12 protein-coding genes are annotated in these 13393 nt (G+C 67.0%); 8 read left to right on the top strand and 4 right to left on the bottom strand.

What is annotated here, in order from left to right; translation table 11 throughout:
- The first annotated feature begins 44 nt into the window (after positions 1-44).
- The 3 genes from K5880_RS07220 (at position 45) to K5880_RS07210 (ending at position 3640) form a co-directional block, all read left to right on the top strand.
- Positions 45-1196: an ABC transporter substrate-binding protein gene (locus K5880_RS07220; protein ID WP_297650258.1), complete on the top strand. Its 1152-nt coding sequence runs from the start codon at positions 45-47 to the stop codon at positions 1194-1196.
- Positions 1197-1322: 126 nt separating this feature from the next.
- Positions 1323-2540, top strand: coding sequence for a M20 aminoacylase family protein (locus tag K5880_RS07215; protein WP_297650257.1), 1218 nt, complete (start codon positions 1323-1325; stop codon positions 2538-2540).
- Positions 2537-3640 (top strand): M14 family metallopeptidase, encoded by a 1104-nt coding sequence (locus K5880_RS07210; RefSeq protein ID WP_297650255.1) that lies wholly within the window; start codon positions 2537-2539, stop codon positions 3638-3640. Before K5880_RS07215 ends, K5880_RS07210 begins: the two co-directional genes overlap by 4 nt.
- Position 3641: 1 nt before the next feature.
- On the opposite strand, the gene K5880_RS07205 is transcribed toward K5880_RS07210, so the two are convergent.
- From K5880_RS07205 to K5880_RS07190, 4 genes are all read right to left on the bottom strand, one after another.
- On the bottom strand, positions 3642-4418 hold the full coding sequence (locus K5880_RS07205; protein WP_297650253.1) for a hypothetical protein: 777 nt from the start codon (positions 4416-4418) through the stop codon (positions 3642-3644).
- Between the two features lie 26 nt (positions 4419-4444).
- Positions 4445-5104, bottom strand: coding sequence for a TetR/AcrR family transcriptional regulator (locus K5880_RS07200; RefSeq protein ID WP_297650251.1), 660 nt, complete (start codon positions 5102-5104; stop codon positions 4445-4447).
- A gap of 12 nt (positions 5105-5116) precedes the next feature.
- Positions 5117-6364: a patatin-like phospholipase family protein gene (locus tag K5880_RS07195; protein WP_297650249.1), complete on the bottom strand. Its 1248-nt coding sequence runs from the start codon at positions 6362-6364 to the stop codon at positions 5117-5119.
- A gap of 122 nt (positions 6365-6486) precedes the next feature.
- Complete coding sequence (locus tag K5880_RS07190; protein WP_297650247.1) at positions 6487-7020, bottom strand: phasin family protein; 534 nt, start codon at positions 7018-7020, stop codon at positions 6487-6489.
- 243 nt (positions 7021-7263) lie between these two features.
- Here K5880_RS07190 and K5880_RS07185 point away from each other — a divergent pair, with 243 nt between their 5' ends.
- From K5880_RS07185 to slmA, 5 genes are all read left to right on the top strand, one after another.
- Positions 7264-9249 (top strand): SDR family oxidoreductase, encoded by a 1986-nt coding sequence (locus tag K5880_RS07185; RefSeq protein ID WP_297650245.1) that lies wholly within the window; start codon positions 7264-7266, stop codon positions 9247-9249.
- A gap of 162 nt (positions 9250-9411) precedes the next feature.
- Positions 9412-10311 (top strand): acetylglutamate kinase, encoded by a 900-nt coding sequence (gene argB, locus K5880_RS07180; RefSeq protein ID WP_297650243.1) that lies wholly within the window; start codon positions 9412-9414, stop codon positions 10309-10311.
- Between the two features lie 3 nt (positions 10312-10314).
- Positions 10315-11010 (top strand): response regulator transcription factor, encoded by a 696-nt coding sequence (locus K5880_RS07175; protein WP_297650241.1) that lies wholly within the window; start codon positions 10315-10317, stop codon positions 11008-11010.
- Positions 10994-12487, top strand: coding sequence for an ATP-binding protein (locus tag K5880_RS07170; protein ID WP_297650239.1), 1494 nt, complete (start codon positions 10994-10996; stop codon positions 12485-12487). Before K5880_RS07175 ends, K5880_RS07170 begins: the two co-directional genes overlap by 17 nt.
- 125 nt (positions 12488-12612) lie before the next feature.
- Positions 12613-13305, top strand: a complete 693-nt coding sequence (gene slmA / locus K5880_RS07165; RefSeq protein WP_297650237.1) for a nucleoid occlusion factor SlmA — start codon at positions 12613-12615, stop codon at positions 13303-13305.
- Positions 13306-13393: the final 88 nt, after the last annotated feature.

Genomic DNA, 13393 nt, shown 5'->3' with positions numbered 1-13393 from the left:
CTGCGAGGTATCTCAATGCCCTATCGGGGGGGAGTACCTTGAGCATGCGACGCAGAGAAATTCTTGGATGTGCGGGCCGTCTGGCCGGATTGCAGATGCTGGGGGGCGCGGCCTTGTCGGCGCGGGCCCAGTCTGTGGGGGTGAACGACAGCCGCATCGTGCTGGGCCAGTCGGCTCCGTTCAGTGGCGCTGCCGAACAGCTGGGCCTGCAGTTTCACCTGGGCGCGCAGCTGTACTTCGAGGCCCTGAACCAGAAGGGCGGCGTCAACGGCCGGCGCATCGAGCTCACGCGCATGGACGACGGTTACGAGCCCGAGCGTTGCGTGGCCAACACGCGCAAGCTCATCGCCGACGGCGTGTTTGCCCTGTTCGGCTACATCGGCACGCCCACCAGTGTGGTGGCTTTGCCACTGGCGACCGAGGCCAAAGTGCCGTTCTTCGCGCCTTTCACCGGTGCCGAGGCGCTGCGCGACCCGTTCAACCGCTACGCCATCCACGTGCGCGCGTCCTACTTCGACGAGACCGCGGCCATCGTGCGGCAGATCACCGGTACGGGCATCAAGAAGGTGTCGGTGTTCTATCAGAACGACGCCTATGGCAAGGCGGGCCTCGAAGGCGTGACGCGCGCGCTCAAGACGCTGGATCTGGCGCCCACCTCAACCGGGACGGTCGAGCGCAACACCGTGGACGTGGCCGCGTCGCTCGACGCCATCATGGCGCAGAAGCCCGAGGCCATCGTGCAGATCAGCGCTTACAAGTCATGCGCCGCCTTCATTCGCGAGGCGCGCAAACGCGGATTCATCGGCAACTTCTACAACGTGTCCTTCGTCGGCACGCAGGCCCTGCTTGACGAACTGGGCAAGGACGCCCGGGGCGTCGTGGTCAGCCAGGTGATGCCGTTTCCGTACACACCCGTCACCGGCATTTCCGGCGAATACCTGGCTGCGGTCCGGGCCAAGCAGGGCCGGGCGGCGAACTACTCGGGCATCGAGGGTTTCGTGGCGGCCAAGGTGTTCACCGAGGCGGTCAACCGGGCCGGGCGCAACCTCACGCGCGACACCTTCATCAGCGCGGTACAGAGCATGCGCAACCTGGACCTGGGTGGCTTCCCGGTCGATTTCGGACCGAACAAGCACACCGGTTCGAAGTTCGTGGAACTGACACTGCTGACCGAGGACGGCCGCATCCGGCGCTGAAGCGGTGCATGGCCCCTTGGTGGGTGGTGGTTGTCATCGCGGCGGCAGCCAGGGTGGAGCGGCTTCGATACCATGGGCGTTTTTTCAGATGGTGCATGCCGCCCCTTGCACCCACCCAGAGACCCCATGAAACTCATTGACTCCATCCTTACCCAGGCGGCAGGCATTGCCGCCGTGCGGCGCGACATCCACGCCCACCCCGAACTCTGCTTCGAAGAAGTGCGAACCGCCGACGTGGTGGCTGCCCGGCTCACCGAGTGGGGCATTCCCGTGCACCGGGGCTTGGGCACCACCGGCGTGGTAGGCATCGTGCATGGCCGCGACGGCGGTGCCAGCGGGCGCGCCATCGGCCTGCGCGCCGACATGGACGCGCTGCCCATGCAGGAGCACAACAGCTTCGCCCATGCAAGCCAGAACGCGGGCAAGATGCACGCCTGCGGCCACGACGGCCACACCGCCATGTTGCTCGCAGCCGCCCAGCACTTCGCAAAGCACCGCAACTTCGACGGCACGGTCTACCTGATCTTCCAGCCGGCGGAGGAGGGCGGTGGCGGCGCGCGCGAAATGATCAAGGACGGCCTGTTCGAGCAGTTCCCGGTGGAGGCTGTCTTCGGCATGCACAACTGGCCCGGCATGGCGGTGGGCACCTTCGCCGCCAGCACGGGTCCGGTGATGGCGTCGAGCAACGAGTTCCACATCGTCATCCGCGGCAAGGGCGCGCACGCTGCCCTGCCGCACAACGGCATCGACCCGGTGCCGGTGGCCTGCCAGATGGTGCAGGCTTTCCAGACCATCATCACGCGCAACAAGAAGCCGGTGGACGCGGGCGTGATCTCGGTCACCATGATCCATACCGGCGAGGCCACCAACGTCGTGCCCGACCGCTGCGAGATCCAGGGCACGGTGCGCACGTTCACGCTGGAGGTGCTCGACATGATCGAGCGGCGCATGCAGGAGATTGCCGAACACACCTGCGCGGCCTTCGGCGCCACTGTGGAGTTCAGGTTCCATCGCAACTACCCGCCTACCATCAACCACGCCGCCGAAACCGCGTTCGCCCGCGAGGTGATGGCCGAAATCGTGGGCGCAGACCACGTGGTGGAGCAGGAGCCCACGATGGGCGCGGAGGATTTCGCCTACATGCTGCAGGCACGCCCGGGCTGCTACGCCTTTATTGCCAACGGCGACGGCGCGCACCGCGAGATGGGCCATGGCGACGGCCCCTGCATGCTGCACAACCCGAGCTACGACTTCAACGACGACCTGATTCCCCTTGGGGCGACCTTCTGGGTGCGGCTGGCCGAGAAATGGCTGGGCCAGCCGCGCACCGGGGGTGCCGCTTGATCGCGCCGCAAGACGCTTTCTCTTCGTCCTACGCCCGCGCCCGGGTGCAGTTCCTCGAAGGGGCGGCTGCAGCGGGCATGGCGATCACCAGCCACAACCATCCACTGCCTGGCCGCGACGGAGAAACCCTGGCCATGGATGTGGCGCTTGACGGTGCACCCGATGCCGGGCGCCTGCTGATCGTCAGCAGCGCCTGCCATGGGGCCGAGGGCTACTGCGGCTCGGGCGTGCAGGTGTTTGCCACGCACGACGCGGAATGGCGCGAACACGCGCGCGCCGCAGGGGTGGCCGTGCTCTACATCCATGCGCTCAACCCGCACGGCTTCTCGTGGGTGCGCCGCGTGACCCACGAGAACGTGGACCTCAACCGCAACTTCCAGGACTTCGGCCAGCCCCTGCCGGTGAATGCGGCGTACGCGCAGCTGCACGATCTGCTGTTGCCGGCACAGTGGCCACCGGGGGCGGACAACGAAGCGGCCATCCAGGCATACATTGCGACGAACGGACTCCCGCGCTATCAGGCTGCCGTCTCGCAAGGCCAGCATGCCTTTGCCGACGGTCTGTTCTTCGGCGGCATGGCACCTACATGGAGCAACCAGACGCTGCGCACGGTGCTGCGGCAGCATGGCGGCCAGGCTCGCCACCTGGCGTGGATCGACCTGCACACCGGCCTGGGGCCCAGCGGTCTGGGCGAGCGCATCTTTGCCTGCCGCGACGATGCTGCCGCACTCAAGCGTGCGCGTGATTGGTGGGGCGGCAATGGCCAGACACCTGTGACCTCCATCTACGACGGCACCTCCACATCGGCCCTGCTCACTGGGCTGATGTGGTGCGCCGCGTACGAAGAATGCCCGCAGGCGCAGTACACCGGCATTGCCATGGAATACGGCACGGTGCCGATCACCGAAGTCATCGACGCCTTGCGCGGTGACCACTGGCAGCACCTCCACCCCGAGGCGCCGTCCGAACTGCGCGCTGCGATCAAGCAGCGCATGCTGGCGGCGTTCTACGTGGACACGGACGAATGGAAGGCGCAGATCGTCGCGCAGGCCCGGCAGGCGATGTTCCAGGCGGTGGACGGGCTGGGCGCGTCGTCCTGATTCAGCCTTCCAGCGCCACCCGTGCGGACGCCACGTACAGCCGCTCCATTGCGTCCAGTGGCTCGATCGACGCGGCACGGTCGAGAAGTCGGTTGGCCTCGGGCAAGGCGTCCGGTCCTTCGAGCATGAGCAGGCCATTGGCGAATTCCGTCAGGGTGACGATGGCGTCGGGATTGAGCGCCATGGCTTGCTGGTACAGGGCCAGCCCGGTGGCCTTGTTCGCGCCGTAGGTCATGCGCCCGACCATGCTGCCCACCTTGTCGATCACCTCGGCGTGAAAGGCCGCCAGAGCAAGATGGGCGTCCGCATGCTGTGGCTCGCGGGCGATGGTGGCTTCCAGCGCGGTGCGCACGCGCACGCCGAGGCCCTGCGTGAGCGCCTTGGCCACGCTGATGCCCTGGCTGTAGCGACCCAGGGCGTAGGCCTGCCAGTACCATCCGCCGGTGTTGTCGGGATGGCGGCGCTGCAGCGACTCGGCGCGTGCCGCGGCTTCGAGCAGCAGGTCCTGTCGGTTCTGCTCGCGTGGTTCGAGGTAGTTGGCGTAGATGCAGGTGGCCTTGTTCGCGACGTTCATGCCAGCGTCGCCGATCGCCAGGCCGGCCTCGGCGGCGCGCTGGAACTCGCCATTGTGGAAATGCACCCAGGCATGCTGCACAGCGGGTTCGTCGGACCAGGGCTCGGCGTCGCCCTGGTGCAGGCGGCTCCAGAGGCGCTGCAGGCGCTCGACGTCAAAGTGGTCGACCTGTCCGGTGGTGGGGGCGGGGGTCCATTCGGCCATGGTGTGTTCTCTCTCGCAAGAAGGGCTCAGGCGGCTGCACCGTAGGCGCCGGTGAGCGTCATCAGATGCTGCCGCTGCGAGGTTTCCAGATAGGGCGCGAGCAGGTTGAGCACGTGGCAGGCGCCACGCAGCAGCGCCTGCTGTGCGTTGTCGGGCTCGAGCGCGTGGCGCGGGTCGCGCACGTATTCAAAGCTCAGCCAGTAGGTCAGCACCACGACCATGCTGGTGGCGGTGGGCTCGGTCTCGCGGGCGTCGATCTGCACCGCACCGTGGCGGCTCATGCCGGCGAGCAGGTTGCGGATCGCGCGCGACTTGTTCTTCAACACGGTCTGGAACCGGGTTTCCAGCAGGCGGTTCTTCGACAGCAGGTCGTTCAGGTCGCGGTACAGGAAGCGGTATTCCCAGATGATCTCGAACAGCGAGTGAAGGAAGAACCAGGCGTCCTCCACGTTGCGCACGCTCTCGCTGGCGCCCAGCAGCTCGCCCAGCGCGCGCTCGTAGCGCTCGAACAGCGAGTTGATGAGCTCGTCCTTGGCCGGGTAGTGGTAGTAGAGGTTGCCCGGGCTGATGCCCAACTCGGCCGAGATCAGCGTGGTCGACACGTTGGGCTCGCCGAAGCGGTTGAACAGTTCGAGCGTGACCTCGAGGATGCGCTCGGCGGTACGGCGCGGGGCTTTCCTGGCCATGGTGGCGCTCGCTCAGCGGGCGGCTTGCGCCGGCGCGGCGCGGCCCTGTTCGAGGTGCCGCTGCAACTCGTCGAGCGTGGCGTGCAGCCGTGTGCCCACCGCGCTGTGGCTGCGCGGCCTCGGGGCCAGCAGCCGCCGCGCGGGGTCGCGCAGGGTCTGCAGGTCGAGCGCGATGCCATGGCGCGCGAGCTGCGGTGTGAGCCGGGCGGCGCGATCCAGAAGCAGGCGGCGCGTCTGCTGGTAGGCGTGTTCGGCGATTTCGCGGCGCTGGCGGTAGCTGAAGGTGTTGGCAAAAAACAGGGTCGCGTCGCGCTGGTCGGGCTCGATGAGAACGATGTCGGTGTCCGGGTAGGCGCGCTCGTAGTGCTTGAGGCCCAGCTCCAGGCGCGAGTGGATCATCGAGCGGAAGGTCTGGCTCATCACCGCTGGCAGGCCCCCTTCGACCAGCGCGGGGATGCGCCGGCCATCGTGCAGGCCGGGGTTGGTGTGAAACGGCACCAGCGGGTTCAGGCACAGCAGCAGGTCGGTGCCTTCATTGAGTGCCACGGTGGCGTGCAAGGTTTTCTTGAGGGCGCCATCCACATAGTGCTGGCCGCCGATCTCGACCGGCGGGAACAGGCCGGGCAGTGCCGCACTGGCCTGGATGGCGCGCGAGATCGGCACGTGGTCCCAGCCGGGACGGCCGAAGGGAGCGGCGTCGCCGGTGTCGAGCTGTGTCGCCACCAGGGTCAGGCGCGCGCGCAGTTCGCGAAAGTCGTTGCTGCGCCCGGGCTGGCTGAACAGGCGCTGAATCTGCAGGTGGATGTCCTCGTTGTCGAACACGCCAGTGGGAAGCGCCGCGCCCACGCGCTCGAAGGCGCTGGTGAAGCCCTTGCCCTGTGCGCCCCAGGCCCACAGCGCGCTGCCCAGCAGGCCGGGCAGGCGCCGCAGGCGCGTGCCGAACTCGCCCCAGGCCGGCTTGAGCAGCCATGCGGGATCAAAATCGTCTTCGCCCGAGCGGTCCTCGATGAAAGCTTCGCAGAGTTGGCGCGGACGAATGCCGTTGGCCAGGCCGGCCGCGATGAAGCCTCCGGCCGACACGCCCAGGTAGTGGTCGCAGTCGTTGAAGTCCAGGCCCGCAAGACCGTCGTCCAGCGCACACAGCGCGCCGATCTCGTAAATCGCGCCGAGCGGTCCGCCACCGGCCAGTGCCAGGGCAATGCGCGGACGGTGGGACTTCGTCGTGGCGTTGCGATGAAGGGCTTGGCGAGGCGTCGTCATGCGTTCGAGTGTAGACCGCGTGGGTGGGTAAAAGTGCTGCGTTGCAGCATCCGGTACAGGCGCAAAAAAGGGGCGTCGTGCGCCCCTCTTTTTTGCCTGGTGCCGAGGCTGGGCGTCGGCCGTCAGGCGGCCTTTGTGCGGCGCGTGGTCTTGCGTGCGGCAGCCTTCTTCGCCGGGGCGACCTTCTTGGGGGTGCTTGCCTTGCGGGCCGCGGCCTTGGCCGGTGCCTTGCCACCCAGGCGCTGCACCTGGGCGTTGAGCGCATCGATGCGCTCGATCAGTGCCTCCACATCGCGCGCCGAGGGCACACCCAGCTTGTTCAGCGCCTTGGCCACGCGCTCTTCAAAGATGTTCTCCAGCTTGTCCCACTGGCCCTGTGCCTTGGACGAGATGTCGGTGGCCATGCTGCTGACTCGGTTGGTGGCTTCGGAGATGCGCTCTTCGGCCACGGCCTGCGTCTTGCGCTGGATCGACATGCCTTCCTTCACGAGCGATTCAAAGGCCTTGCCTCCCTCTTCCTGCGCCTTGGAAAAGGCACCCAGGCCGGCCAGCCAGATCTGCTGAGCCGAATCCTTGATGGCACCCGACAGGGGGGAGTTGAAGCCTGCGGCGCTGGACTGCGCTGCGCTGCCGGCTTTCTGGATTTTCTTGACCATGCGGAACTCCTGGAGTGGTTTGAGGAAAAAGGCGTGACCAGCTGGGCAGCCACGGGTGCAACCACTGTACGGCCCGGGCGCCGCGCCTGTGTAGGGTCGCACGACTAAACGTGCCGCGCTGTGGGCCGCGCCTCACGCGGGTTTTTGCGGAATGCGGGTGCCACCGTCCTGGACAAGAATGCCTGACGCCCCCCCGCTGTTTCCCTTCTCTTCAACTCAATAACACCGCTTCAGGAGATCTCCATGCACTACTTCGTCACCGGTGCCACCGGTTTCATCGGCAAACGCCTGGTGGCCAGGCTGCTGCAGCGCAAAGGCGCGGTGGTGCACTTCCTGATTCGCAAGGAGAGCGAGGGCAAGGTGGCCGGGTTGCGCGAGTACTGGGGCGTGGGTGTGGCACGCGCGGTGCCGGTTTTCGGTGACCTCACGGCGAAGAAGCTCGGTGTGTCGGCGGACGACGTGAAAGCGCTCAAGGGGAAGATCGACCACTTCTTCCACCTCGCGGCGGTGTACGACCTGGAAGCCGACGAGGAAAGCCAGATCGCGGTGAACGTGGACGGCACGCGCAACACCGTGGAGTTCGCCCGGGCGATCGCCGCCGGCCACTTCCACCACGTGTCGTCAATCGCTGCCGCCGGCCTCTACGAGGGCGTCTTCCGCGAGGACATGTTCGAGGAGGCGGAAAACTACGACCATCCCTACTTCATGACCAAGCACGAGAGCGAGAAGATCGTGCGGCAGGAATGCAAGATCCCCTGGAGCGTGTACCGGCCCGCCGCCGTGGTGGGCGACTCGCGCACCGGCGAGATGGACAAGATCGACGGGCCCTACTACTTCTTCAAGCTGATCCAGCGCATGCGGCAGATCCTGCCGCCCTGGATGCCCAGCGTGGGGCTGGAGGGCGGGCGCATCAACATCGTGCCGGTGGATTTCGTGGTCGACGCGCTGGACCACATCAGCCACCAGAAGCGCGGCAGCGGTGCCTGTTTCCACCTGGTGGACCCCATGGGCTACCGCGTTGGCGACGTGCTCGACATCCTGAGCAAGGCCGCGCACGCGCCCAAGATGAACCTGTTCGTCAACGCCGCGCTGATGGGCTTCATCCCCAGGAGCGTGAAGAAGGGGTTGATGGCGCTGGCGCCGGTGCGCCGTGTCTACAAGGCCGTCATGCAGGACCTCGGCCTGCCCGAGGACATGATGACCTTCGTCAACTACCCGACGCGTTTCGACTGCCGCGAAACGCTCGCCGCGCTCAAGGGCAGCGGCATCGAATGCCCGAACCTCAAGGACTACGCCTGGCGCCTGTGGGACTACTGGGAGCGTTACCTCGACCCGGACCTGCACATTGACCGCAGTCTCAAGGGCACGGTGGCCGGCAAGGTGGTGCTGGTCACCGGTGGCAGCTCGGGCATCGGCCTGGCGGCGGCACACAAGTTCGCGGAGGCGGGCGCGGTCACCATCATCTGCGGCCGCGACCAGGACAAGCTCGACGAGGCCTGCAGGGAGGCGAAAGACAAGGGCTACCAGTTCATTGCCTACCCCGCCGACATCGCCGACATGGCCGATGCCGATCGCTTCGTGCAACTGCTGATCCAGAACCACGGCGGTGTCGACTTCCTGATCAACAACGCGGGGCGTTCGATCCGGCGCGCGATCGAAGGCAGCTACGACCGCTTCCACGACTTCGAGCGCACGATGCAGCTCAACTACTTCGGTTGCCTGCGCGTAACCATGGGGCTGCTGCCCGGCATGGTGGCGAAAAAGAAGGGTCACGTGGTCAACATCAGCTCCATCGGCGTGCTCACCAACGCCCCGCGCTTCAGCGCCTATGTGGCCAGCAAGGCGGCGCTGGACGCCTGGACACGCTGCGCCAGCAGCGAGTTCGCCGACCAGGGCATCAGCTTCACGACCATCAACATGCCGCTGGTGCGCACGCCCATGATCGCGCCGACCCAGATCTACAAGAACGTGCCCACGCTGGCACCCGAGGAAGCCGCGGACATGATCGCGCAGGCCTGCATCTTCAAGCCGGTGCGCATTGCCACGCGCCTGGGCATTACCGGGCAGGTGATGCACGCGATGGTGCCGCGCGTGGCGCAGATCGTGATGAACACCAGCTTCCGCATGTTCCCCGATTCGTCGGCGGCGAAGGGGGAGAAGGGCGCGAAGGCGCAGCTTTCGGCCGAGGCGGTGGCGATGCAGCAGATGATGCGCGGAATACATTTCTGACCCCCACCGCGCTGCGCGCGACCCCCTCAAGGGGCAACACCCGCGGCCCGTCCTGAGTCTGTCGAAGGGCGGCTCCGCGGTGTTTCTGGATCGAGGCCTGAGTGGCTGGCCATGCCATAGCCCTAGAATTTCGGTTTTGCCCGCCTTTGCAGGAAGTGCCGCATGACCACGCCCCCCGACCTCTCCACCCTCGCGCCGCGCGACAAGGCCGATGTCCTTGCGCAGGCGCTGCCGTACATCCGCAAGTACCACGGCAAGACCATGGTCATCAAGTACGGCGGCAATGCCATGACCGAGCCGGCCCTGCAGCAGGCCTTTGCCGAAGACGTGGTGCTGCTCAAGCTGGTCGGCATCAACCCGGTCGTGGTGCACGGTGGCGGGCCGCAGATCGAAACGCTGCTCAAGCGCCTGGGCAAGCAGGGCCAGTTCATCCAGGGCATGCGCGTGACCGACGCCGAGACCATGGAGGTGGTGGAATGGGTGCTGGCCGGCGAGGTGCAGCAGGACATCGTGGGCCTCATCAACCAGGCTGGCGGCAAGGCCGTGGGACTGACCGGGCGCGACGGCGCCATGATCCGCGCGCGCAAGCTGCGCATGGCCGACCAGCAGGACCCCACGCGCGAGCACGACGTGGGGCAGGTGGGTGACATCGAGAGCATCGACCCCAGCGTGGTCAAGGCCCTGCAGGACGACCAGTTCATCCCCGTCGTCAGCCCGATCGGCTTTGGCGAGCACAACGAGAGCTACAACATCAACGCCGACGTGGTGGCCGCCAAGCTGGCCACGGTGCTGCAGGCCGAAAAGCTGCTCATGCTCACCAACATCCGCGGTGTACTTGACAGCAACAGCGAGCTGCTGACCGAACTCACACCGCGCCAGATCGACGACCTGGTGGAAGACGGAACGATCTCCGGCGGCATGATCCCGAAGATCGCCGGCGCGCTCGACGCGGCCAAGAGCGGCGTCAACGCGGTGCACATCATCGACGGGCGCGTGCCGCACGCGCTGCTGCTCGAAGTGCTGGGCAACCAGCCTTTCGGCACCATGATCAAAAGCCACTGATCCATGCGTCTGCTACTGGTCGAAGACGACGTGATGGTCGCCAGCGGCATCAAGCTGGGGCTGTGCAACGCCGGCTACACGGTGGACTGGGTCGGCAGCGCCGAACGCGCTCTGCAGGCGCTGGAGAGCGACAGCTTCGACCTCGCCATCGTCGACATCGGCCTTCCCAGCATGGACGGGCTTTCGCTCACACGCCAGTTGCGCAACGGCGGGCTGGAGATGCCGGTGCTGATCCTGACAGCGCGCGATGCGCTGCACGACCGGGTGCAGGGGCTGGACATCGGCGCCGACGACTACATGATCAAGCCCTTCGAGCTGCCCGAGTTGCTGGCGCGCCTGCGTGCGCTGCTGCGGCGTTCGCAGGCCGCCACCTCGGCGGTGCTGGGCTTCGGCCCGCTCGAGATGGACACCGCGCACCGGCGCGTCACGCTGGCCGGACAACCCATGGAGCTGGGGCCGCGCGAATGGACGGTGCTCGAGTACCTGTTGATGCAGGTGCCCAAGCCGGCCGCCAAGGACAAGCTGCTGCAGGCGCTGACCGGCTGGGACAAGGAAATCACGCCCAACGCGATCGAGGTCTACGTCTCGCGCCTGCGCGCCAAGCTCGACCCGGCCGGCATCAGCCTGCGCGCGATCCGGGGTTTTGGCTACCGCCTCGAACTGGTGGCCGATCCGGGCGGTCATGCCACCCCAGCCTGAAGCCGCTGCGGCACGTGGACTGATCTGGGGCCTGCAGCGGCGGCTGCTGGTCATGCTGCTGTTCACCCTGGGCGTGATCGGCACCGTCAGCGTCTTCGTGCACTACCAGACCGCCGGAACCGCCGCTCTGCAGCAGGACCAGCGCCTGCTCAAGCTCGTGCCGCTGCTGGCCGACTCGATCGTCGTCACCAGCCTGGCGGACCGTGACCCTTCGGTCATCGATGAACCGCTGATCACCGACAGCGATCTGGTCGATGGCCCGGGCATGGCCATGCTGCTGGCTCCCCCGGTGGAGGAGTTCCTCTCGGAGCGGCGCGGGCTGGCCGCGTTCGGCGTGTTCGATGCGCAGGGCAGCCAGATCCTGGGTGAGCGCTGGTTGCCCACGATATTGCCCGCCACGCAGGATGCCGAATTCCTCAGCGTGGTCGAAGGCGGCTCCACCTACCGGGTGGTCGCCCAGCGCGTCAATTCGGAGATGGGCCAGCTCATCGTCATGCTCGCCGACGGCTCCGACGCGCGCCAGCACTGGTTCGGCAACGTGCTGCTGCGCGTGTTGCTGCCCAACCTGCTGCTGTTCGCGGTGGCCGCCGCCGTCGTGACCTGGGGCGTGGCACGCGCGCTGCGGCCGCTGATCGATCTGAAGGAGGCGGTGGAGAACCGCTCGCCGCGCGACCTGAGCGCCATCGACACCGGCAGCATCCCGGGAGAAGTGCGACCACTGGTGGATTCGCTCAACCGCCTGTTCCAGCTGGTCAACGCGCAAACCGAAGCGCAACGCCGCTTCGTCGCCGATGCCGCGCACCAGCTGCGCACACCACTGGCCGGCCTGCAGGCGCAGGTCGAGGCCTGGGCCCAGGCCGCGCGTGGCATGGGTGGGGACGATCTCATCGGCCTTCGCGCCGACCAGGTGCGGCGCCTGCGCGACGCCACGCGGCGCACCTCCCAGCTGGCCAACCAGTTGCTCGCGCTGTCGCGGGCCGACGCGGTCAGCGCCGACACGCAGCCGATGCAGCGCGTCGACCTGATGGAACTGTGCGAGAACATGCTCGCGCTGTACCTGGACGCGGCCGGGCACAAGCAGATCGACTTCGGCCTGGAGGCCCAGCCGGCGCAGACCCTGGGCCACGCCTGGCTGCTGCGCGAACTGCTGCTCAACCTCGTGGACAATGCCGTCAAGTACACGCCGGCGGGTGGGCGCATCACTGTGCGCTGCGGCCTCGAGCCGGTGAAGGAGGGCACGGCCGTGCGCGCCTGGATGGAGGTCGAGGACGACGGCCCCGGCATCGCCCCCGAAGAGCACGAGCGCGTGTTGCAGCGCTTCTACCGGGTGCCGGGAACGGCCGGCGAAGGCAATGGCCTGGGCCTGGCCATTGCCGACGAGATCGCGCGCGCCCACCGCATCCAGCTGCAGCTCGAAACCGGTGCACATGGGCGCGGGCTGCGCGTGCGTGTGGCCTTCGAGGCGGTCACTCACTGACCCGGCATGGCGCCAGTGCACTGGGCACATGCTGCAATCGTGCTGTGCGAGAATGCCCGCGTGAAAGTCCCCTGCCGGCCGCGCCACGCAGCCATGGCAGCCCACACCCCACGGACCGCTCGCCCATGACTTCCAACGTCCCTGAGTCTCCATCCCCGGCGGACGACGCCGCCTTCGAAGCCGCGCAAGCCATCGAGGCCGCGGCCCAGACCGATGGAATCACACGAAAGCGGCCCAAACCCGGCGAACGCCGCGTGCAGATCCTGCAGGCGCTGGCCACCATGCTGGAGCAACCGGGTGCCGAGCGCATCACGACTGCGGCACTGGCCGCGCGCCTCGAGGTCAGCGAAGCCGCTCTGTATCGGCACTTCGCCAGCAAGGCCCAGATGTTCGAAGGCCTGATCGAGTTCATCGAACAGTCGGTGTTCGGCCTGATCAACCAGCTTGGCGACCGAGAGCCCGATCCCAATGCGCGCTCGCGCAAGCTCGTCACCCTGCTGCTGCAATTCGGTGAGAAGAACCCCGGCATGGCGCGCGTCATGGTCGGCGACGCGCTGGTGTTCGAGAACGAGCGCCTGCAGCAGCGCATGAACCTGTTCTTCGACAAGATCGAGTCGGCATTGCGCCAGAACCTGCGCGAAACCTCGGTGCTGGCCGGCGCGGTCACGCCCACGGTCGATGCCCAGGCCGATGCCTCGGTCATTACCTCCTTCTGCGTCGGGCGCCTGCAGCGCTTCGCGCGCAGCGGCTTCAAGCGCTCCCCTGGCGAAAGCCTGGAACACAGCCTGAACCTGCTGTTGCCCGACGGTCGGCTCTGAGCACCCGTGTGGGCGTGATTTAGGGCGCAGCCCCTAAACAAAGCCCGCTCAATTCGCGACCAACCAACCCGGTGGGTGGGTTTTGCGG

It is taken from the genome of Hydrogenophaga sp., from assembly GCF_025699295.1.
In the GTDB taxonomy this organism is placed as follows: Bacteria; Pseudomonadota; Gammaproteobacteria; order Burkholderiales; family Burkholderiaceae_C; genus Hydrogenophaga.
The sequence above is the reverse complement of the archived record's forward strand: the minus strand, read 5'-3'. Positions and strand labels throughout refer to the sequence as shown.

Bases quoted from the DNA above. Each gene is read 5' to 3' on its own strand.
- K5880_RS07170 (WP_297650239.1), top strand. From the start codon at position 10,994: ATGCCACCCCAGCCTGAAGCCGCTGCGGCACGTGGACTGATCTGGGGC.
- K5880_RS07215 (WP_297650257.1), top strand. From the start codon at position 1,323: ATGAAACTCATTGACTCCATCCTTACCCAGGCGGCAGGCATTGCCGCC.
- slmA (WP_297650237.1), top strand. From the start codon at position 12,613: ATGACTTCCAACGTCCCTGAGTCTCCATCCCCGGCGGACGACGCCGCC.
- K5880_RS07200 (WP_297650251.1), bottom strand. From the start codon at position 5,104: ATGGCCAGGAAAGCCCCGCGCCGTACCGCCGAGCGCATCCTCGAGGTC.
- K5880_RS07190 (WP_297650247.1), bottom strand. From the start codon at position 7,020: ATGGTCAAGAAAATCCAGAAAGCCGGCAGCGCAGCGCAGTCCAGCGCC.
- K5880_RS07205 (WP_297650253.1), bottom strand. From the start codon at position 4,418: ATGGCCGAATGGACCCCCGCCCCCACCACCGGACAGGTCGACCACTTT.
- K5880_RS07220 (WP_297650258.1), top strand. From the start codon at position 45: ATGCGACGCAGAGAAATTCTTGGATGTGCGGGCCGTCTGGCCGGATTG.
- argB (WP_297650243.1), top strand. From the start codon at position 9,412: ATGACCACGCCCCCCGACCTCTCCACCCTCGCGCCGCGCGACAAGGCC.
- K5880_RS07185 (WP_297650245.1), top strand. From the start codon at position 7,264: ATGCACTACTTCGTCACCGGTGCCACCGGTTTCATCGGCAAACGCCTG.
- K5880_RS07175 (WP_297650241.1), top strand. From the start codon at position 10,315: ATGCGTCTGCTACTGGTCGAAGACGACGTGATGGTCGCCAGCGGCATC.
- K5880_RS07195 (WP_297650249.1), bottom strand. From the start codon at position 6,364: ATGACGACGCCTCGCCAAGCCCTTCATCGCAACGCCACGACGAAGTCC.